Origin of the sequence: Streptomyces sp. NPDC008001 (genome assembly GCF_042958085.1) — a bacterium.
Lineage (GTDB): Bacteria > Actinomycetota > Actinomycetes > Streptomycetales > Streptomycetaceae > Streptomyces.
Genome location: NZ_JBIBIZ010000001.1, coordinates 356,073 through 374,834 on the forward strand (window position 1 = coordinate 356,073; position 18,762 = coordinate 374,834).

Below are 18,762 nucleotides of genomic sequence, written 5' to 3' on the forward strand. Positions count from 1 at the left end.
ATGAGACCCGCCACCCGAGGCGCACTGCGCCACGTACTGAGCCACCTGCTGACCCCCCTCCTGATGTGCGTCGGGATGGGCCTCGCCTACCTGGGCGCCTTCTCGCAGCCCGAACCGCACGAACTCCCCGTGGCCGTCGTGGGCTCAGGACCGAGCGCGAGCGCCCTGGCGCAGGGCATCGCGGGCAAGGCGGGCGACCGGCTCGCCGTCCGCACCGTCGCGGACCGCGACGCCGCCGTGCGCGCCCTCCGCCACCAGGACGTCTTCGGCGCCTACGTGCCGGACCGGCGCGCGCCCGAGCTGCTGGTCGCCTCGGCCGGTTCCGACACCACCGCCGTGGCCGTGCAGAAGGTCTTCACGCCCGTCGCCGCGCGCACCGGCGCCCCGCTCAAGGTGACCGACGTCGCGCCGCCCGCCGACGGCGACCCGACCGGCCAGGGCATCTTCTTCCTGCTGGTCGCGCTGAGCATCGGCTCGTACGCCTCCGTCGCCGTGCTCGGCGGCGCGGGCGCCGCCCTGCCGATGCGGCTGCGGGCCGCGCTCGCGGTGGCGACCTCGCTCGTGGTCAGCGTCTTCGGCACGGTGCTGGCCGGCCCCGTCTTCCACCTCGTCGACCACGGCCTCGCGGGCCTGTGGGGCATGGCCTGGGCCTACTCGGCCGGCATCCTCCTCATCGGCGTCGGGCTGCACACCTTCCTCAAGCGCTGGACGACGCTGGGCATGATGGTGCTCTTCGTGATGCTCAACTTCACCAGCGCGGGCGGCGTGTACCGGCCGGAGCTGCAGAACGGCTTCTTCGCCGGGCTGCACTCCTTCTGGAACGGCGCCGGCTTCGTCGAGGGCACGCGCAGCCTCGTCTACTTCGACCACAACGGCCTCGGCGGGCACGTGCTGACGCTGGCGCTGTGGCTGGTCGTGGGCCTGGCCGTGACGGCGGCCGCGTGGTGGGCGGAGACGCGCACGGCGCGACCGGCCGCGCACCGGAAGGGCGCCGGACCCGAGGCGGAAGAGGAGATGGAAGAGGCGGTCGGGGTCTGAGGGACCCCGGGCCCCGGAGCAGGACATCGCCGCCGGGCCGGGCACGGCGCCCCGGCCCGGCCGCCTGCGAACGGTGCCCTACAGCGGCCACCCGTACATCGGCGACCTCCTGGGCTCCGGCGCCGCCCCCACCGCGGCGACGTCGTGCTCCGCGGTGTGCAGCAGCTGTTCGCCGAGGTCGCGCAGGGCCCGGGCGGCCGCGAACTCGTCGCCGATCTCCGGGACGTCCCGGTCTCCGGGCGCGCACGTCGCCGTCCCGCGGCCCGTGACCTTCGCCGCCCCGGTGTCGAGCGTGGCGCGGGCCCGCGTCGTGCCCTCCTCCTCGACCAGGTCGAGGTGAACATTCCATTCCACTGTGTGCGGCATCGTCGGCTCCTCTGCCTTCAGCTGCCCGTCAGCTGCCTTCTGCTGCCTTCGCGCTCGCCCCTCCCCTCACTTCCGGTCCTTCCAGCTTCGCCCATTCACCGCCCTCCGGCACGGGGTGCACGGGATGCCCCGGGAGTGCCCTCCGCGAGCCCTGGCAGCCCGGCCCCGGCTGACCGAAGCTGGTAGGGACGGCACGTCACTGGCCGGGACGCACGTCCCGCACGGGACGGAGGCAGCCGTGGGAGAGCAGACGCGGAACGTCATCGACATCGTCTCGCTGACCAAGCGCTACGGCCGCACGGTCGGCGTCGAAGACCTCGGCATCAGCGTCGGCGAAGGAGAGGTCTTCGGCTTCCTCGGCCCCAACGGGGCGGGCAAGACCACCACGATGCGCTGCCTCGTCGGGCTGCTGCGGCCCACGGCCGGCCGCGTCCGCGTCCTCGGCCGCGATCCCGTCGCCGAGCACCTGAGCCTCGCCCCCTGCCTCGGCTACCTCCCCGGGGAGCTGCGGCTCTACCCCGAGCTGACCGGCCGCGAGACCCTGCGCCTGCTGGCCACGCTGCAGGGCGCCCCCGCCCCGCGCCAGGACGAGCTCTGCGCGCGCCTGGACCTCTCGGAGGCGGACCTCGACCGGACCGTGCGCGCGTACTCGCGCGGCATGAAGCAGAAGCTGGGCCTGGTCCAGGCCCTCCAGCACGAACCCGAGCTGGTGATCCTCGACGAGCCCACCGAAGGCCTCGACCCCCTCGTCCAGGAGACCTTCTACGCCCTCCTGGCCGAGGTCGTCCGGGCCGGCCGCACCGTCCTGCTCTCCAGCCACGTCCTGCCCGAGGTGCAGCGGACGTGCCAGCGCGTGGCGATCGTCCGGGCCGGCCGGCTGGTGACCACCGGCACGGTCGCCGCCCTGCGCGAGGCCCGGGCCCGCAAGGTGCGGCTGACCTTCGCCGACGGCCTCGGCCGGCGGCCGCTCGGCGCCGCCGACCACTGGTCGCCCGACTGGCACGGCGACCAGGTCGTCCTCATGATCCCCCCGGACCGGACGGTCGCCGCCCTCCGCGAGCTGCTCGCGCTGCCGGTGCAGGACGTCACGGTCGAGGAGGCCGGGCTCGACGAGGCGTTCCTCGACCTCTACCGCAACAGCGCCGCCCTCCCCGGCCCGGGCGGCGGGGACGGCACGACGGCGGAGGAGGCGCCTCCATGACCGCCGACCGCCCCAGGACGCGCCCCCGCCCCGGGGCACGCAGCCGCCCCAGGAGACGCAGCCGTCCCATGACCGGCCGCTTCCCCCTGATGCGGCTCGCCCTGCACCGCCGCCGCCGGATGATCGCCGCCCTGACCGCGGGGATCGCCGTCTTCGAGGCCCTCATCGTCGTGATCACGACCACCGTCTCGGCGGAAGAGATCTTCGGTGCGGGCGGGCATCAGCCGCCCAACGCGTTCAAGGCGTTCAGCGGCTCGAACGGGGACGTGTCGATCGCCACCTACCCCGGCCTGCTGGGCGCCGGGCTCACCCACCCGTTCTGGATCGCCCTGCAGCTGACCGCCATCGGCTCCCTGGCCGCCGGCGCGGTCGCCTCCGACGTCGAGGCCGGAACGGTCGAGCTGCTCATGGTCCGCCCCGTCTCCCGGGCGCGGCTGCTGGCCGAGCGCACCGGCGCCCTCGTCCTGGTCTCCCTGCTGCTCAACGCGGCCTCGACGCTCGCCGTGGCCGCCGGGGTGGCACTGGCCCCGGACCTGCACGACGCCGTCCCGCTCCGCGGGGTGTACGCGGCCGGGCTGCTGGGCTTCGGCTTCTCGCTGTGCCTGGCCGGGCCGGCCCTGGCCGTATCGGCCGCGGCCCGCAGCAGGGCGCGCGTCGTGGGCGCGGCCATCGCCTTCGGCGCCGTCGGCTTCGCGGTCAACTTCGTCGCCATGGCCTGGTCGAAGGCCGCGCCCCTGCGCTTCGTCAGCCCCTTCCACTACTACACGCCGGGTGACGCGCTGGCCCACGGTGCTGTTCCCTGGGGGCAGTTCGGGGTACTCGTCGGCACCGGTGCCGTGGGCATCGCCCTGGCCTTCGTCCTGCTCGCCCGCCGCGACCTCGCGCCGTGAAACTCCTGGTGGAACCGGCGGCGGAGCCAGCAGACTGGGCGCCATGGAGCACATGGTGCCGGTCAAAGACGGTGTGGTCTGGGCGGACGATTCGGAAGGCCCGGAAGGGAGTGACGGGAATGGCAGGAAGAGGGGGATCGGAGCGAGCGGAGGGAACGGGGAGAGCGGGGGAGGCGGCCTGCCGCTGGTGCTGCTGCACCCCGGCGTCGGGGACTCGAGGATCTGGGACCCGGTCCTTCCGCGCCTCGTGGAGCGGCACCGGGTCATCCGCTTCGACGTGCGCGGGTACGGGCGCTCCCCGGCACCCACGGCGAAGTACTCGCTGGTGGACGACGTGGTGGCGGTCCTCGACCACTTCGGGCTGAGCCGGGTGGCCGTGGCCGGCTCCAGCATGGGCGGGGCCGCGGCGCTGAACCTCGCGCTGGCCGACCCCGGGCGGGTGGCGGCGCTCGCCCTGCTGGTCCCGGGCGTGACGGGTTACGAGGGGATCTCCTCGCCCGCGTTCCGGGCCGAGATCGCGAGGCTGGCCGAAGCGGATGACATCGACGGCCTGGTGGCCTTCCTGCTGCGGTCCTGTGCGGCGGCCGGCACGGGGGACGACGCGGAGGCCGCGGCGCACCTGCGGGCGGTGATCCCGGCGTGGTTCGCCAACCACCCCTACCAGGTGCCCGACGCGCCGGCCTTCGACCGGCTGGGCGAGATCGGCGTGCCGTGCGTGCTGGCCCTCGGCGAGCACGACCAGCCCGAGGTGGTCCGGTGCAACGAGGAGATGGCGGCCCGGATCCCCGGCTGCCGGCTGGTGCGGCTGCAGGAGAGCGACCACATGCCGACCCTGCGTGAGCCGGACGCCGTCGCACGGCTGGTGCTGGAGGTGTGCGAGAGCGCGAGCTGACCGCGCGGGGCCTGCGGGGCCGGTTGAGGCGTCGGCTGCCGGGCCAACAGCCGGGCCGGCTGCCGGGCCGACCGCGCGGGGCGCCGCCGGTCCCCGCCGCGGTGGTGACGCACCGCGGCGGTGGTTGCGCACCCGCCATTGATCACCCTCCGTAATCCGATGGCCGCGCCCGGAGGTAGGATTTCGCCGGTACAGCGGCGATCGGCGACACCAGAGGGAGGCCCGCCATGAGCGGTGAGAAGCGGGCGGAACGGCAGGTCGCCCTCCGGGTGCTGGTCTACGTGTTCGTCACGCATCTCTTCGCCGGTTTCATCTGGCTGCTGTTCTACCTCGGCGGGCACGCCGACAAGTGACGCGAGGGCTGCGGCCCGCAGCGGAGCACCGCCCGGATTCCGGCCCCCGGCCGCCTCACGCCGCCAGCGGCACCGCCTGCCCCGTCACCCGGACCCGCGCGTCCGCCGGATCGATCCCCACCAGCAGCTCGCTGGGGCGGCCCATGTCCTCGCCCTGGCGGATCCGGATCGTCGTGGCCTCGCCGGCCTCGCCGGCCTCGCCGATCGCCCGCAGGTAGCCGCCGAACGCGGCCGCGGCCGCCCCCGTGGCCGGGTCCTCCACGACGCCGCCCACCGGGAACGGATCGCGCGCGTGGAACCGTCCCGCGTCCTCCCGCCACACCAGCTGCACGGTGGTCCAGCCGTGCGCGAGCATCAGGTCGCCGAGCCCGTCGAAGTCGTAGTCCAGGGCGGCCAGCCGGGCGCGGGAGGCGGCGGCCAGGACGAGATGGTCGTTCCCGCCGTGGGCGACGTGCGGCGGAAGCGCCGGGTCCAGATCCGCCCTCGCCCAGCCCAGGGCGGCCAGGGCCGCGTCCACCACGGCGTCCTCGGCCGGGCGGGAGCGCGTGGGGGCGCTGGTCAGCGTCGCCCGTCCCACGCCCTGCCCGTCGGTCTCCGTCGCCACCCGGATCTCACCCACGGGCGTGTCGAAGACCAGCTCGCCCGGCCCGGTGCGCTCGGCCAGCGCCACCGCGGTCGCGACCGTGGCGTGGCCGCAGAACGCCACCTCCGCGAGCGGGCTGAAGAAGCGCAGCCGGAAGCGCCGCGCCGCCGCGTCCCCCTCGGTCACGAACGCCGTCTCGGAGTAGCCGACCTCGGCGGCGATCGCGAGCATGTCGTCCTCGCCGAGGCGGGCGGCGTCGAGGACGACTCCCGCCGGGTTGCCGCCGGACGGGTCGGAGGTGAAGGCCGTGTAACGAAGGATCTCTGTTATCATGGCCCTTACTCTTCCGCGACTTTCGCATCACCACAAACGATGGTTTTCGATAATTACCATCGAGAAACCCGATGGGTTGGCCTATCCTCGCCCGGTGGACACCCGCCTCCTCCGTACCTTCCTCGCCCTCGCCCGGACCGGGAGCTTCACCGCCGCGGCCGCGGAACTGCACCTCGCCCAGTCCACGGTCACCGTCCAGATCCGCGCCCTGGAGAAGGAGCTGGGCACGCAACTCTTCGACCGGCTGCCGCGCGGCGCGACGGTCACCGAGGCGGGCCGGCGTCTCCTCGAAGAGGCCGAGGCCGTCCTGGACGCCGAGGCGCGCCTCCGCGCGGCCGCCGCCGGGGGCCCGCCGGCCGGGCGCGTCGCCGTGGGCGCGGGCGAGACCCTGTGCTCGGCCCGCCTGCCCGGCGTCATCGCCGCCCTGCGCCGCTCCCACCCCGGCGTGGAGGTCGACCTGGAACCCGCCGGCACCGCCGCGGCCGTGGAAGGGCTCCGGACCGGCCGGCTCGACATCGCCCTCCTGCTGGAGGAGGAGGTCTCCTTCCCCGGCATCGTCGCCGAGCCCCTCGCCCGCGAACCGCTCGTCCTGCTCTGCGCCCCCGGACACCCCTTCGCCCACCGGAACGAGCCGGTCACGTGGGAGGAACTGGCCCGCGAGACCTTCTTCCTCCACGAGCAGGGCTGCTCGTACAGCGACCGCCTCGCCCATCGCCTCCTCTCCGTCCCCGGCGCGCGGATACGGCTGACCCGCTTCGGCAGCATCGAGGCCGCCCGCTCCTGCGTGGCGGCGGGCCTCGGCCTCACGCTGCTGCCCCGCGCCACCGTCGAGGACGCCCTGCGCGAAGGCCGCCTGGCCGTCGTCGGCGGGCCCCCGTTCCCCGACGTGCCCGTCAGCGTGGCGCGGCACGGGCGGCGCTGGGTGTCCCCGGCCGCCCGGGCGGTCGTCGCCGAACTCACGCGCCACTTCCCGGCGGCCACCGGACCGTGAAGGGCGTGCCGGTGCCGCGGCCCGGCTCAGCCCCGCGCGGGCGCTCCCGTCAGATCCGCCCGAGCAGCTTGTCCGGAAGGATCGGCAGATCGCGCACCCGCACCCCTGTCGCGTGGTGGACCGCGTTCGCGACCGCGGCGGCCGTGCCGACGATGCCGATCTCCCCGATGCCCTTGCTCCCCATCGGGTTGAGCAGGGGATCGGTCTCGTCGATCCAGTGCGCCTCGATCCCGTGCACGTCCCCGTACGTCGGCACGTGGTACGACGCCAGGTCCCGCTCGGCGAAGTCGCCGAACCTCGGGTCCATCGTGCTGCCCTCCAGGAGCGCCATGCCCACCCCCATCGTCATGCCGCCGGCGAACTGACTGCGCGCGGTGCGGGCGTTGAGGATCCGGCCCGCGGCGAAGACGCCCAGCAGACGGCGCACGCGCACCTCACCGGTGTCCACGTCGACCGCCACCTCCGCGAACTGCGCCCCGAAGGCCGCCTTCGCGTGCGGCGGGTCGGACGGGACGTCGTCCGCGGTGTCGGCCGTGGCGGTCAGGCCGCCGGGCGGCACCGTACCGCCGTGCCCGTCGACCATGCCGTTCAGCGCGCGGCAGGCCTTGTGCACGGCCCACCCCCACGACCCGGTGCCCGAGGAGCCGCCGGCGAGCGGCGCCGCGGGCAGGGCGCTGCTGCCGATCTCGACGGCGACCCGGTCGAGCGCCACCCCGAGCGCGTCCGCCGCGATCTGCGCGACGACGGTGCGGGCGCCCGTGCCGATGTCGGTGGCGTTGATCCGGACGCGGTAGCGGCCGGTCTCGGTGACGTGCGCCTCCGCGGAGGACGGCATGAGGAAGACGGGATAGTAGGACGACGCCACCCCGGTGCCGATCAGCAGGCGTCCCTCCGCGCGCGAGCGGGGCCGGGGGTCGCGCCCCTGCCAGCCGAAACGGCGCGCCCCCTCGCGCAGGCACTCCACCAGGTGCCGGCTGCTGTACGGCTTCCCGCTGTCCGGTTCGGTCGCGGAGTCGTTGCGCACCCTCAGCTCGACCGGGTCCACACCGGCGGCGCACGCGAGTTCGTCCATCGCGCACTCCAGCGCGTACATCCCCGGGGCCTCGCCCGGCGCCCGCATCCACGACGGGCTCGGCACGTCGAGCGCGACGACCCGGTGCGTGGTGCGGCTGTTGGGGGAGACGTACATGGCGCGCGACGGGGCCGCCGCCTGCTCCACGAACTCGCGCACGGTGGAGGTGTGCGTGACGACCTCGTGCGCCAGCGCGGTGATCACACCGTCCTCGCCCGCCCCGATCCGCAGCCGCTGGACGAGCGGCGCCCGGTGGCCGACGACCGCCGCGAGCTGGGCCCGCGGCAGCACGAGCCGGACGGGCCTGCCCGTGTGCCGGGCGGCCATCGCGGCCAGGACGACCTGCGGCCGGGGCGTGCCCTTGCAGCCGAAGCCGCCGCCCACGTGCTCGGCGACGACCGTGACCTGCGCCTTGTCCACGCCGAACAGCCCGGCCAGCGTCTCCTGCACGGCGTTCGCACCCTGGCAGGAGTCGTACGCGACGAGCCGCCCGTCCTCCCAGCGCGCCGTCGTGGCGTGCGGCTCCATGGGGTGGTTGTGCAGGGCGCACATCGTGTACGTGGCGTCCACGCGCACGGGCGCGCCCGCGTACGCGCCGTCGAAGTCGCCCCGCTCGCGGCTGCCCGGGACACCGGCGTTGGCCTCCTCGGGGACGCGGAGGCGCGGGTGGCCGGGCGTGAGCACGACGTCGTGGTCCTCGGGGGCGTACGTCACCCGTACCGCGGTCGCCATGGCCCGCGCGGCCTCCGGTGTGTCGGCCACCGCCAGGGCCACGAACCAGCCGCGGTGCGGCACCCGGTCGTTCTGCAGCACCAGCAGGGTGGCGTCCTCCACCTCCTTCAGGCGCGGCGCGTTCTCGTGCGTCAGGACGGCCACGGCACCGGGCTCGGCCAGCGCCGCACCGGCGTCGACCGACACGACCCGGCCGCGCGGGACCGTGGCGGGGACGGCCCACGCGTACGCCGTGCCGGGCGGAGTGTGCTCGGCGGCGTAGCGCGCGGCGCCGGTGACCTTGGCGCGGCCTTCGAGGCGGACGGGGCCGGGGGCGCCGAGGGGGCCGGGAGCGCCGGGGCCGGTGGAGCCGGCGGTGCCGGGACGGTCGGGGATGTTCACGAGACGTCCGCCTCCTCGGCCTGCGCGGCCAGGCCGGCGAGGACCCGGACGGCCAGATTGCGGGCGAGCGGCACCTTGAAGGCGTTGTCGCGCAGCGGCTCGGCCGCCGCCAGCTCCGCCTCCGCGGCACGGGCGAACGACTCCTCGGTGGCCGGGGCGCCGCGCAGCGCCTCTTCCGCCGCCCGCGCCCGCCACGGCTTGTGAGCCAGCCCGCCGAAGGCCAGCCTGACCTCCTCCACGACCCCGTCGCGCACGTCGAGCGCGGCGGCGACGGAGGCGAGCGCGAAGGCGTACGAGGCGCGGTCGCGCGCCTTCCGGTACGCCGACCGTCCCGCCGGCGGCGCCGGCAGCCCGACCGCCACGATCAGCTCGGCGGGCTCGATGACCGTGTCGCGGTGCGGCTCGTCCCCGGGCAGCCGGTGGAAGTCGCAGAGCGGCACGGTGCGTTCGCCCCCGGGCCCGCGCAGGTGCACGACCGCGTCGAGCGCCGCCAGGGCCACGGCCATGTCGGAGGGGTGCGTGGCGACGCACGCCGCCGAGTGGCCGAGCACGGCGAGGTCCCGGTGCACGCCCTCACGGGCCGGGCAGCCGCTCCCCGGCTCGCGCTTGTTGCACGGCTTGGCCACGTCCTGGAAGTACAGGCAGCGCGTGCGCTGCAGGAGGTTCCCGCCCGTGGTGGCCGTGTTGCGGATCTGCCCGGAGGCGCCCGCCAGCACCGCCTGGGACAGCGCCGGGTAACGGCTGCGCACGGCCGGGTGCGCGGCGAGGTCGCTGTTGCGGACGTTGGCCCCGACGAGCAGGCCGCCGTCCGGCGTCTCCCGGACCTCCGTGAGCGGCAGCCGGCCGATGTCCACCAGCAGACCGGGCGAGGCGACCCCCAGCTTCATCAGGTCCACCAGGTTCGTGCCGCCGCCGAGCGCCATGGCGCCGGGAGAGGCCGCGAGGGCCGCGACCGCCTCGTCGACGTCGCCGGCACGCGTGTACGCGAACGCCTTCACCCCGTCACGTCCTCGATCGCGGCGACGATGTTCCCGTACGCGCCGCACCGGCACAGGTTGCCGCTCATCCGCTCGCGGATCTCGCCGGGGGAGAGGGCGACGGGCGCGGGTTCCGGTGGGGGGCCACCGGGAGTCGCCGCTGCGAGGGGCGTCACCAGGGACGGCGCGCCCTCGCCCGCCTCGGCGATCATTCCCACCGCGGAACAGAGCTGCCCCGGCGTGCAGTAGCCGCACTGGAAGCCGTCGCGTTCGAGGAACGCCTCCTGGAGCGGGTGCAGCGCGTCCCCTTCGGCCAGGCCCTCCACCGTGGTGACCTCGGCCCCGTCGTACGCGACCGCCAGCAGCAGACAGCTGTTCGTGCGCCGCCCGTCCACCAGCACCGTGCACGCTCCGCACTGCGCGTGGTCGCAGCCCTTCTTGGGCCCGGTCAGCCCCAGGTGCTCGCGCAGCGCGTCGAGCACGGTCGTGCGGTGGTCGAGCTCCATGCGGTGCCGGACGCCGTTGACGTGCAGGGTCACGGTGGAGGTGGTCTGCGGTGCGGCCACGGTGCCTCGCCTCCCTGTCTGCCGTCGGCCCCGTCACGAGGTCCCCGATCCGCCCGCCCGCAAACGCCCCGGCGGCGCACTGCACCCGTTCGGTTCAGCCGGAGGCCGCGGTGCGCCTGTGCACGACGGCCGTCACGTCTCGCTCCACGGGTCTGAGTTCAGGACCCCGACGCGGGCTGCGAGTCCGCGGAGTTCGGTGGTGATGCACCCGGAGACGAGCAGGAGACTACAGCCCTGACTGGCTGTCAGGGCCGGGGCAGCGGCAGGCAGGGCAGGTGCGGGTGCCGCAGGTGCTGCCCGCCGCCGTGGACGTGCAGGGCGAACGTCTCCGGTCCCGGCCGCCCCGCCTCGTCGTACGCGGTCAGGACGCGCTCGATCCGCTCCCACAGCCGGACGGGGCCGCCCTCGCGCACCGCCCACCGGCTGCCGGCCGGGGTGAGGGTGGCGGCGGAGCCGGTGACGGCGTCGACCAGGTGCACCACCTCACCGGCCGTGACCATCTGCGCGTCCGGCACGGCGCACTGGGCGAGGAACCGCAGGTGGAACGCCTCCTCGGTAGCGGCCGTGATCCGCTCCGGGCAGTGCCGGGCCGTCCGGCTCGTCTCCGGGAGCCGTGCAGCCCAGTGGGCGGGGTTGCCGAACGCCGGCGCGGCGTGAGTGCGGGCGGGCATGAAGGACACCGTGCCCGGCAGCAGCGGCCCCTCGGCGCTGCCGTCCTCTGCCACGGTGAGCAGGACGCGGGCGTAGCCGTAGAGCCAGCCGGAGAGGGTGAGCAGGATCTTCCCGCCGGGCCGGGTCTGGGCGATGAGGGCGGGCGGGACGGCGCGGAAGGAGCAGGCCGCCACGATCCGGTCGAAGGATGCCTTGGGCCAGTACCCGTACAGCCCGTCCGCGACCGCCAGGGTCGGGGTGTAGCCGCTGCCGTACAGCGCGCCCGCGGCCTGCTCCAGGCAGCGGCCGTCGACCTCGATGGAGGCGACGGCGGCGGAGCCGAGGCGTTCGCAGGCCAGCGCGGTCGAGTAGCCCGTCCCCGTGCCGACCTCCAGCACGGTGTGCCCCTGGTGGACGTCGGCGTCGGCCCACATCCGCACCACCAGCGACGGCAGGGTGGAGGAGGAGGTCGGTGCCCCGCCGTGCCGGGCGGCCGGCGCCTTCCAGTCGGGTTCGGCGCCGTCGAACTGCGTGATGAGCGTGGTGTCGGAGTACGCGGCGGCCAGCCACCTCCCCGGGTCGGTCTCGGCGGTGACTGGCTCCCACTCCGTCATGCCCTGCGCGTCGCGCTCGCCGGGGAGGTAGAAGCCCGGCACGAAGCGGTGCCGCGGGACCCTCTCGACCGCCCGCCGCCAGAGCGGATCGACCAGAACCCCGTCCTCGGCGAGGGCCTGGGCCATCGCGGCGCGCAGGCGCGCGGCGTCGGTGTCCACATTGGTGGGCCTCGTCATGGCCTGCCGTCTCCTTCCGTGCTCAGGACCCCGGCGAACGCCGCGGCGATGTCGCCGGCGTCGGGCAGCCAGGCCCACTGGCCGTTGGGGTTGCACTCGATGAACACCCAGTCCTCCGCCGCATCGCCCCTGCCAGTGAGGGCGAAGTCGAAGCAGCCGAAGAGCAGCCCGAACGCCTCCAGGTACGCGTGCAGCCCCACCTGTACAACGGTGGGCACGGCGATCGGGGTGTGCACGAGGGCCTTCCAGTCGCCGCGCCGCCAGTCCAGCGCCCCGTCAGGGGCGGTGATCCGCTGGGCGAACACCTGCCTGCCGACGACGGTGACCCGCACGTCGCCGGTCTTGGGGACCTCGGCCTGGAAGAGCTGGGCCGTCACCGCGAGGGAGTCGTCGAAGGCGGCCGGGTCGACGCGCTGTGTCCAGATCGCGCCGGCGTTGCCGTCCTCATCGCGGGGCAGGCCCCGGAAGGTCTTGTAGACCACCGGGCCGTGCTCGGCGGCGAACTTCGCCGCGGCCTCGGCGTCGTTGGTGACCAGCGTCTCGGGCACCGTCAGGCCGAGCCGGGCCGCCCGCTGGAGCTGGGCGGGCTTGAAGTCTGCGGCGGTGACAGCCAGGGGGTGGTTGACGTAGCGGGCCTGGCGCAGGTGGTTCAGGACGCCGCCGAGCCCGTGCCGTGCTTCGGCAGCGGCGAAGTCACGGGTCCGGGCCGGCAGGTGCGCGAAGCGGGCGGTGTACGGGGTGGGGCGGCGGTAGTACACCGCCGCCACCTCCCCCAGCTCCACCTCGCGACTGGCCGTCCGCAGCCGCCCGCTCCAGGCCGGCGCCCCGGCTCCGATGCGGGTGGCGAAGAGCAGCTCCGGCCCGATGTCGGCCGGGTCGATGCGGGCGACGGGCACCTCACGCTCGTTCAGCGCGTCGATGACCCAGTCCGCGGTGACGTCCTCCAGGGACGTGATGACCAGGACGAGGGGAGCCACCGGGCGCCCTCAGTCCGACTCGTAGTCGGTGGTGACGTCGTCCTGGGTCTGCGGCTGCGGGTCCTTGCCGTCGCCGCCGCCGGACATCGACGCGGTGCCCTTCGTCTCCGAGCTGCCGTGCTTGCCCATCTCCACCACCTGGCCGGCGGTGTCAGTGCAGCGAGCGGTCTGCGTGGCGCCGTCGAGCACCACCGCGGCGTACGGCAGCGGGCCCGTCGGCAGCCGGTCGGTCACCAGGCACATCGCCCACGGTGCCCCAGCGGTCGGAGTCGCCATGTGCTCACCCTTCCCCTCTCGATGAGGCGGATGCCCATGCGGCTTCCGCACGACGGAAGAATCCAGCCCGCACGGCCGCCTCGGCCAGTACCGTAGGTGCGGCGAACCGTGGCGAAATAGTCACGCTCCGTGACGGCCAGTCAGGGAGGGTGAGACGGCGATGACCGGTAGGACCAGTAACCCGCACCTGGCGCTGTGGGTCGCCGCCAGCGGCCTGTCCTACGGGGAGATCGCCCGCCGGATCGCTGCCGAAGCCGTCCGCCGAGGTCACCGGCATATCGCCCCGGACGCCACCCGCGTCCGCCGGTGGATCGACGGCGAACGCCCCGCCCACCGGTGCCCGTACTGCTCGCCGCCGTGCTGTCCGACGCCGTCGACCAGGTGCTCACCCCCGGTGACCTCGGCCTGACCACGGACAAGCCGACCCTGGATAGCATCCAGCTCCCGCTGCTGACCGAGGCAGCTGCCCAGACCCTGGCCGGATGGACGAAGATGGACTTGTTCCTTCATCGCCGCGACACCCTCAAGCTCGCTCTCGGCGCCTCGTTGGTCCTCGCCGCCGAACGGATGCTCGGCGGCACCGCCCATGCCGTGGGCCGCGGCGTCAAGGGTTTCGATGCCGACACCGCCGCCGCGCTGGAGGAGGTCACCACCTTCTTCACTCAGGCGGACGCCGCCAGAGGCGGCGGCCTGTACCGCTCGGCGATCGTCGCGCAGCTCGCCGAAGTCGCCCGCCGCATCGAGGACGGCGTTCCGCCCTTCCTGAAGACCCGGGTGTTCACTGCGACCGCCGATCTTGCGGCGCTGGCCGGTTGGGTCAGCCACGACAGCGGCCGGTACGCGACCGCCCAGCGGTACTGGTCCTACGGCATCTATGCCGCCGGCGAGGCCGGGCAGCGGGACCGTGGGGTGGAGATCGTCACCCGCATGTCCCATCAGATGATCTTTCTCGGGCACACCCGTGACGCCCTTGACCTGCTCGGCGTCGCTGCGAAGAAGGCGACCCTGCCTGCGACCAGGGCGCTGGTCGCTTCCCAGACCGGCCGCGTCCACGCGGCCCTCGGCTGCGAGCGCAATGCCGAGCGGTACCTCGGCGCCGCCGACGAACTCATCTCGGGCGGCCTGGGTAATCCGCCGGGGTGGGTGGCGTACTTCGGCGCCGCCGAGCACGCCGGCGCCCGCGCCGTTTCCGCCCGCGATCTCGCGGCGGCTGGACGACGCCCCAGTCCTGCGAGCCGCCACTTCACCGATGCCCTCAGTCTGCGCACGCCCGGGTTCGAGCGGGTGAAGGTCATGGACCGGATCGGACTGGCCGCCGCCCTGTTCGACGAGGGCGAGGCCGAGCAGGGCGCCGCCGAGGCCCAGCAGGCTCTCGACGAGGCGGCCCGTCTCGACTCCACCCTCGTCGCCTCCCGGCTGAACATCCTTCTGGCCGCCGCCCGCCCGTACCGCACCGCCGCGGTCGAGGGAGTCCGCAGCCGCGCGGCGGCTCTCGCGGCATCGCGCCCGACGGCGGTCGCCGCCTGAGAGCCTCAAGACCATGGGTAAGCACTCCCGACCCGGGCCACCGAACCAGCCCTCCCGCGCCGTCCCCCGTCTCGACGCCGACGACCGGCTCGCCGCGTACGACAAGCGGCGCCTCCCACCGCTGGACGTCTATCGTCGCCACCGGCCGCTGCACGGAGGCGCCGGCCACCTCCGCCCCGGCGAGCCGCGGGTCCTGGAGGAGTGGAACGGCTTTTCGTACGAGCCGGTGGGCACCGCCGCGAACCTCGCGGCGGCCCGGCAGTGGGTGGCCGGACAAACGTCCGGCGAGCCGGTCGCGTAACTCTTGCGCCGTGGCCGTGCGTGGCGGTCGACCCGCAGAGCCGTTCCCTGTCAGGCCTCCTGGGCAGGTTCCGCGTGCCAGGCGCCCGTGACCGCCGCGACGACCACCGAGCCGATGACGATCAGACGGTGGGTCAGCGCGTCCAGCTGCTGGCGCTGGGCGGGCGGCACGTGCCACTCCTCCCACCACGTGACCTGCTCCTGCGTCCGGGGCGTGGGCGACTCGGCCGCCCACGCCTCGTGCAGGTGGGCCGCGAGCGGGGTCACGGCGCGGGCGTGCTCGGCATAGGCGGAGATCAGGGCCGTCATGTGGCTGGTCGGCAAGTGGCTGTACCACTGGTTGCGGAGGTTCTCGGCGAGGGCCGCCACGTCCTCCAGCCACAGCACGTGCTGGGTGATCCACCCCTGCGGGTCGGTGCTGCGGGGCATCTCCGGCAGCAGGCGCGGTTCCACCGCGTCGCGGTGCTCGAGGAACGTCCGGCCGAGGGCCAGTTCGTCGTCGTGGGGGATCCAGACGCGCTCGCCCAGGGCGACCGCGGCGGCATCGACAGCATCAACAGGATGGGTCATTTGATCACTTTACGGTTCCGGACGGAGCCCTCCGCACGCCCGTGCCCGGGCGTACGCGGCCGTCGGGTGGACGGGGCGGCTGGTGGGCGACGGGCGCAAGTGAGTGTATGCGCCGGGCGCACGCCCATCCGACGGGGCATCATGGGCCCATGACGAGCCTCGGTCTCCCCGGGTCCATCCGGGCATGCCTGTTCGATCTCGACGGGGTGCTCACCCGTACGGCCACCGTGCACGCGGCCGCCTGGAAGGAGATGTTCGACGCGTTCCTCAGAGCGCGCGACGGCGCCGGCTTCCGCCCCTTCGACGCGGTCGAGGACTACGACCGGTACGTGGACGGCATGCCCCGGGCCGACGGCGTGCGTTCGTTCCTCGCCTCGCGGGGTATCCGCCTGCCCGAAGGAGATCCGGGCGACCCGCCGGAGCGGGACACCGTCCAGGGCCTCGGCACGCGGAAGAACACGATCGTCCTGGCGAAGATCAAGGAGATGGGCGTGGAGGCGTACGAGGGGTCGGTGCGCTACGTGCACGCGGCGCGCGCCGCCGGGCTGCGCCGGGCCGTCGTGTCCTCCAGCGCCAACTGCCACGACGTGCTCGTCGCGGCGGGCATCGACGACCTGTTCGAGGTGCGGATCGACGGCCTGGTCGCCGCCGAGCGCAAGCTGCCCGGCAAGCCGCACCCGGACACCTTCCTGGAGGCGGCCCGCGAGCTCGGGGTGGAACCGGCGCAGGCCGCGGTGTTCGAGGACGCGCTGGCGGGCATGGAGGCGGGCCGGGCGGGCCGCTTCGGCTACGTCGTCGGCGTCGACCGCACGGGCCAGGCCGACGCCCTGCGCAGCCACGGCGCGGACGTGGTCGTCCAGGATCTCGGGCAACTGCTGGGAGAGGCGGGCGAGCACAGTTGATCACCCATCCGGCCTATGCCGTGGAGCCCTGGTGCCTGCGCGAGACCGAGCTCAATCTGGCGGTGCTGCCGCAGAGCGAGTCCGTCTTCGCGCTGGCCAACGGCCACATCGGCTGGCGCGGCAACCTGGACGAGGGTGAGCCGCACGGCCTGCCCGGCTCGTATCTGAACGGGGTCTACGAACTGCGGCCGCTGCCCTACGCCGAGGCCGGCTACGGCTATCCGGAGTCCGGGCAGACTGTCATCGACGTCACCAACGGCAAGGTGATCCGGCTGCTCGTCGACGACGAGCCCTTCGACCTGCGCTACGGCCGGCTCGTCCGCCACGAGCGCGTGCTCGACTTCCGCACCGGCCTGCTGTCCCGCACCGTCGAGTGGACCTCGCCCTCCGGCCGTACGGTGCGGGTGCGCTCGACCCGGCTGGTGTCCTTCACCCAGCGGGCCGTCGCGGCCATCGCCTACGAGGTCGAGCCGGTCGACGGCGACGCGCGGATCGTGCTCCAGTCGGAGCTGGTGGCCAACGAGCAGCTGCCCACCGCCGGCGGGGACCCCCGGGTGGCGGCCGTGCTGGAGTCGCCGCTGGTGCCCGAGGAGCACTCGGCGGAGGAGGGCGTGCTGCGCCTGGTGCACCGGACGCAGCGCAGCGGGCTGCGGGTCGCGACCGCCGCCGTGCACTCCGTGGACGGCCCCGAGGGCACGCGCACGTACGCGAAGAGCACCGCGGACCTCAGCCGGTACACCGTCACCACGCTGCTGCAGCCGGGGCAGCGGCTGCGGCTGGAGAAGACGGTCGCCTACGGCTGGTCGGGCGTCCGCTCGCTGCCCGCGATGCACGACCAGGTGGACGCGGCGCTGGCGGGCGCGACCAGCACCGGCTGGCAGGGGCTGGTCGCCGAGCAGAAGGAGTACCTGCGGGAGTTCTGGGAGCGCGCGGACGTGGAGGTCGACGGCGACGCCGAGATCCAGCAGGCCGTGCGGTTCGCGCTGTTCCACGTGCTGCAGGCGGGGGCGCGCGCGGAGAGCCGGGCCATCGCCGCCAAGGGGCTGACCGGCCCGGGCTACGACGGGCACAGCTTCTGGGACACCGAGACGTTCGTGCTGCCGGTGCTCACGTGCACCGCTCCGCTGGCGGCCGCCCAGCCGCTGCGCTGGCGCCACGCCACCCTGCCCGCCGCGCTCAACCGGGCCCAGCAGCTGGGCCTGAAGGGCGCCGCGTTCCCCTGGCGGACCCTCAACGGCGACGAGTGCTCGGCGTACTGGCCGGCCGGCACGGCGGCCTTCCACGTCAACGCGGACATCGCGGACGCCGTGGTCCGCTACATGCTGGCCACGGGCGACACCACCTTCGAGCGGGAGGTCGGCCTGGAGCTGCTCGTCCACACGGCGCGGCTGTGGCGCTCCCTGGGCCACCACGACCACCAGGGGCAGTTCCACATCGACGGGGTGACGGGCCCGGACGAGTACAGCGCCGTCTCCGACGACAACGTCTACACGAACCTGATGGCACAGCAGAACCTGCGCGCCGCAGCCGACGCGGCCGAGCGCCATCCCGACCTGGCGGCGGGCTTCGGGGTGGACGACGAGGAGACGGCCGCGTGGCGGGACGCGGCGGCGCGGATGACGATGCCGTACAACGAGGCGCTCGGCGTCCACGAGCAGTCCAACGGCTTCACCGGCCACCAGGTGTGGGACTTCGCGGGGACCCGCCCCGACCAGTACCCGCTGATGCTGCACTTCCCGTACTTCGACATCTACCGCAAGCAGGTGATCAAGCAGGCGGACCTGGTGCTCGCCATGTACCTGCGCGGGGACGCCTTCACCGCCGAGGAGAAGGCCCGCAACTTCGCCTACTACGAGCCGCTGACCGTGCGCGACTCGTCGCTGTCGGCCTGCGTGCAGGCCGTCATGGCCGCGGAGGTGGGACAGCTCCGGCTGGCGTACGACTATCTGGGCGAGGCCGCGATGATGGACCTGTCCGACCTGGAGAGCAACACGCGCGACGGCGTGCACATCGCCTCCCTCGCGGGCACGTGGATCGCCCTGGTGGCGGGCTTCGGCGGACTGCGCCACTGCGACGGCTCGGTCGGTTTCGCCCCGAAGCTGCCGGAGCAGCTGGGCCGGCTCGCGTTCACGGTGCAGGTCCTGCAGAGCCGGCTGCGCGTCGAGATCACCGGGCAGACGGTGACGTACGAGCTGGTGGAGGGCGAGGTCCTGGACATCGCGCACTACGGGGAGCCGATGACGCTGAAGCAGGGCGCGGTGGTGAGCCGGAAGGTGCCCCACGTCCCCGAGCCCCCGGCGCCGACGCAGCCCGCGGGCCGGCAGCCGGCGCACCGCGGCTGGGCGCCGGGCCGGTCGGAGAGCGGCCCGGCGGAGAGGTGAGCGCCCGGCCCG

At 74.3% G+C, this 18,762-nt stretch carries 19 protein-coding genes; 10 read left to right on the plus strand and 9 right to left on the minus strand.

Going from position 1 to position 18,762, the window contains the following annotated elements; genetic code table 11:
* On the plus strand, window positions 1-1,038 hold the full coding sequence (locus tag ACFZCD_RS01550) for a hypothetical protein (RefSeq protein ID WP_391826703.1): 1,038 nt from the start codon (window positions 1-3) through the stop codon (window positions 1,036-1,038).
* Window positions 1,039-1,116: 78 nt separating this feature from the next.
* Here the strand turns inward: ACFZCD_RS01550 and ACFZCD_RS01555 are convergent, their stop codons facing one another.
* Complete coding sequence (locus ACFZCD_RS01555; RefSeq protein WP_391826704.1) at window positions 1,117-1,404, minus strand: DUF1876 domain-containing protein; 288 nt, start codon at window positions 1,402-1,404, stop codon at window positions 1,117-1,119.
* Between the two features lie 238 nt (window positions 1,405-1,642).
* On the opposite strand from ACFZCD_RS01555, the gene ACFZCD_RS01560 reads away from it, so the two are divergent.
* The 4 genes from ACFZCD_RS01560 (at window position 1,643) to ACFZCD_RS01575 (ending at window position 4,740) form a co-directional block, all read left to right on the plus strand.
* The gene (locus ACFZCD_RS01560; protein WP_391826705.1) at window positions 1,643-2,605 is read left to right on the plus strand and encodes an ABC transporter ATP-binding protein; all 963 of its coding nucleotides are present in this window, start codon (window positions 1,643-1,645) and stop codon (window positions 2,603-2,605) included.
* On the plus strand, window positions 2,602-3,495 hold the full coding sequence (locus tag ACFZCD_RS01565) for an ABC transporter permease subunit (RefSeq protein ID WP_391826707.1): 894 nt from the start codon (window positions 2,602-2,604) through the stop codon (window positions 3,493-3,495). The genes ACFZCD_RS01560 and ACFZCD_RS01565 overlap by 4 nt, the downstream gene beginning before the upstream one ends.
* 187 nt (window positions 3,496-3,682) lie before the next feature.
* A complete protein-coding gene (locus ACFZCD_RS01570) occupies window positions 3,683-4,387 on the plus strand; it encodes an alpha/beta fold hydrolase (protein WP_391826709.1) in 705 nt (234 codons plus the stop codon).
* Between the two features lie 227 nt (window positions 4,388-4,614).
* Window positions 4,615-4,740, plus strand: coding sequence for a DUF6126 family protein (locus ACFZCD_RS01575; RefSeq protein WP_391826711.1), 126 nt, complete (start codon window positions 4,615-4,617; stop codon window positions 4,738-4,740).
* A 55-nt stretch (window positions 4,741-4,795) separates the two neighbouring features.
* Here ACFZCD_RS01575 and ACFZCD_RS01580 read toward each other — a convergent pair whose 3' ends face one another.
* Window positions 4,796-5,656, minus strand: coding sequence for a PhzF family phenazine biosynthesis isomerase (locus ACFZCD_RS01580; RefSeq protein WP_391826713.1), 861 nt, complete (start codon window positions 5,654-5,656; stop codon window positions 4,796-4,798).
* A gap of 94 nt (window positions 5,657-5,750) precedes the next feature.
* Here ACFZCD_RS01580 and ACFZCD_RS01585 point away from each other — a divergent pair, with 94 nt between their 5' ends.
* A complete protein-coding gene (locus ACFZCD_RS01585) occupies window positions 5,751-6,647 on the plus strand; it encodes a LysR family transcriptional regulator (RefSeq protein WP_391826715.1) in 897 nt (298 codons plus the stop codon).
* A gap of 49 nt (window positions 6,648-6,696) precedes the next feature.
* Here ACFZCD_RS01585 and ACFZCD_RS01590 read toward each other — a convergent pair whose 3' ends face one another.
* The 6 genes from ACFZCD_RS01590 to ACFZCD_RS01615 all read right to left on the minus strand — a co-directional run bounded on the left by ACFZCD_RS01590 (window position 6,697) and on the right by ACFZCD_RS01615 (window position 13,070).
* Complete coding sequence (locus tag ACFZCD_RS01590) at window positions 6,697-8,832, minus strand: xanthine dehydrogenase family protein molybdopterin-binding subunit (protein ID WP_391826717.1); 2,136 nt, start codon at window positions 8,830-8,832, stop codon at window positions 6,697-6,699.
* Window positions 8,829-9,830 (minus strand): FAD binding domain-containing protein, encoded by a 1,002-nt coding sequence (locus ACFZCD_RS01595; protein WP_391826719.1) that lies wholly within the window; start codon window positions 9,828-9,830, stop codon window positions 8,829-8,831. Before ACFZCD_RS01595 ends, ACFZCD_RS01590 begins: the two co-directional genes overlap by 4 nt.
* Window positions 9,827-10,315, minus strand: coding sequence for a 2Fe-2S iron-sulfur cluster-binding protein (locus ACFZCD_RS01600; protein ID WP_391827912.1), 489 nt, complete (start codon window positions 10,313-10,315; stop codon window positions 9,827-9,829). Before ACFZCD_RS01600 ends, ACFZCD_RS01595 begins: the two co-directional genes overlap by 4 nt.
* Before the next feature lie 305 nt (window positions 10,316-10,620).
* On the minus strand, window positions 10,621-11,817 hold the full coding sequence (gene tgmC, locus ACFZCD_RS01605; protein ID WP_391826721.1) for an ATP-grasp peptide maturase system methyltransferase: 1,197 nt from the start codon (window positions 11,815-11,817) through the stop codon (window positions 10,621-10,623).
* Window positions 11,814-12,794 (minus strand): ATP-grasp ribosomal peptide maturase, encoded by a 981-nt coding sequence (gene tgmB / locus ACFZCD_RS01610; RefSeq protein ID WP_391826723.1) that lies wholly within the window; start codon window positions 12,792-12,794, stop codon window positions 11,814-11,816. The genes tgmC and tgmB overlap by 4 nt, the downstream gene beginning before the upstream one ends.
* A gap of 9 nt (window positions 12,795-12,803) precedes the next feature.
* A complete protein-coding gene (locus ACFZCD_RS01615; RefSeq protein ID WP_391826725.1) occupies window positions 12,804-13,070 on the minus strand; it encodes a putative ATP-grasp-modified RiPP in 267 nt (88 codons plus the stop codon).
* 336 nt (window positions 13,071-13,406) lie between these two features.
* Between ACFZCD_RS01615 and ACFZCD_RS01620 the strand changes: the two genes are divergently transcribed.
* Window positions 13,407-14,597, plus strand: coding sequence for a Tat pathway signal protein (locus ACFZCD_RS01620; RefSeq protein ID WP_391826727.1), 1,191 nt, complete (start codon window positions 13,407-13,409; stop codon window positions 14,595-14,597).
* Between the two features lie 13 nt (window positions 14,598-14,610).
* Entirely contained in the window at window positions 14,611-14,898 is a 288-nt protein-coding gene (locus ACFZCD_RS01625) for a DUF6087 family protein (protein WP_391826729.1), read from the plus strand.
* A gap of 50 nt (window positions 14,899-14,948) precedes the next feature.
* Here the strand turns inward: ACFZCD_RS01625 and ACFZCD_RS01630 are convergent, their stop codons facing one another.
* A complete protein-coding gene (locus ACFZCD_RS01630) occupies window positions 14,949-15,467 on the minus strand; it encodes a hypothetical protein (protein ID WP_391826731.1) in 519 nt (172 codons plus the stop codon).
* A gap of 149 nt (window positions 15,468-15,616) precedes the next feature.
* Between ACFZCD_RS01630 and ACFZCD_RS01635 the strand changes: the two genes are divergently transcribed.
* Together ACFZCD_RS01635 and ACFZCD_RS01640 are read left to right on the plus strand one after the other, a co-directional pair.
* The gene (locus ACFZCD_RS01635; protein ID WP_391826733.1) at window positions 15,617-16,369 is read left to right on the plus strand and encodes an HAD family hydrolase; all 753 of its coding nucleotides are present in this window, start codon (window positions 15,617-15,619) and stop codon (window positions 16,367-16,369) included.
* The gene (locus ACFZCD_RS01640; RefSeq protein ID WP_391826735.1) at window positions 16,366-18,750 is read left to right on the plus strand and encodes a glycoside hydrolase family 65 protein; all 2,385 of its coding nucleotides are present in this window, start codon (window positions 16,366-16,368) and stop codon (window positions 18,748-18,750) included. The genes ACFZCD_RS01635 and ACFZCD_RS01640 overlap by 4 nt, the downstream gene beginning before the upstream one ends.
* Window positions 18,751-18,762: the final 12 nt, after the last annotated feature.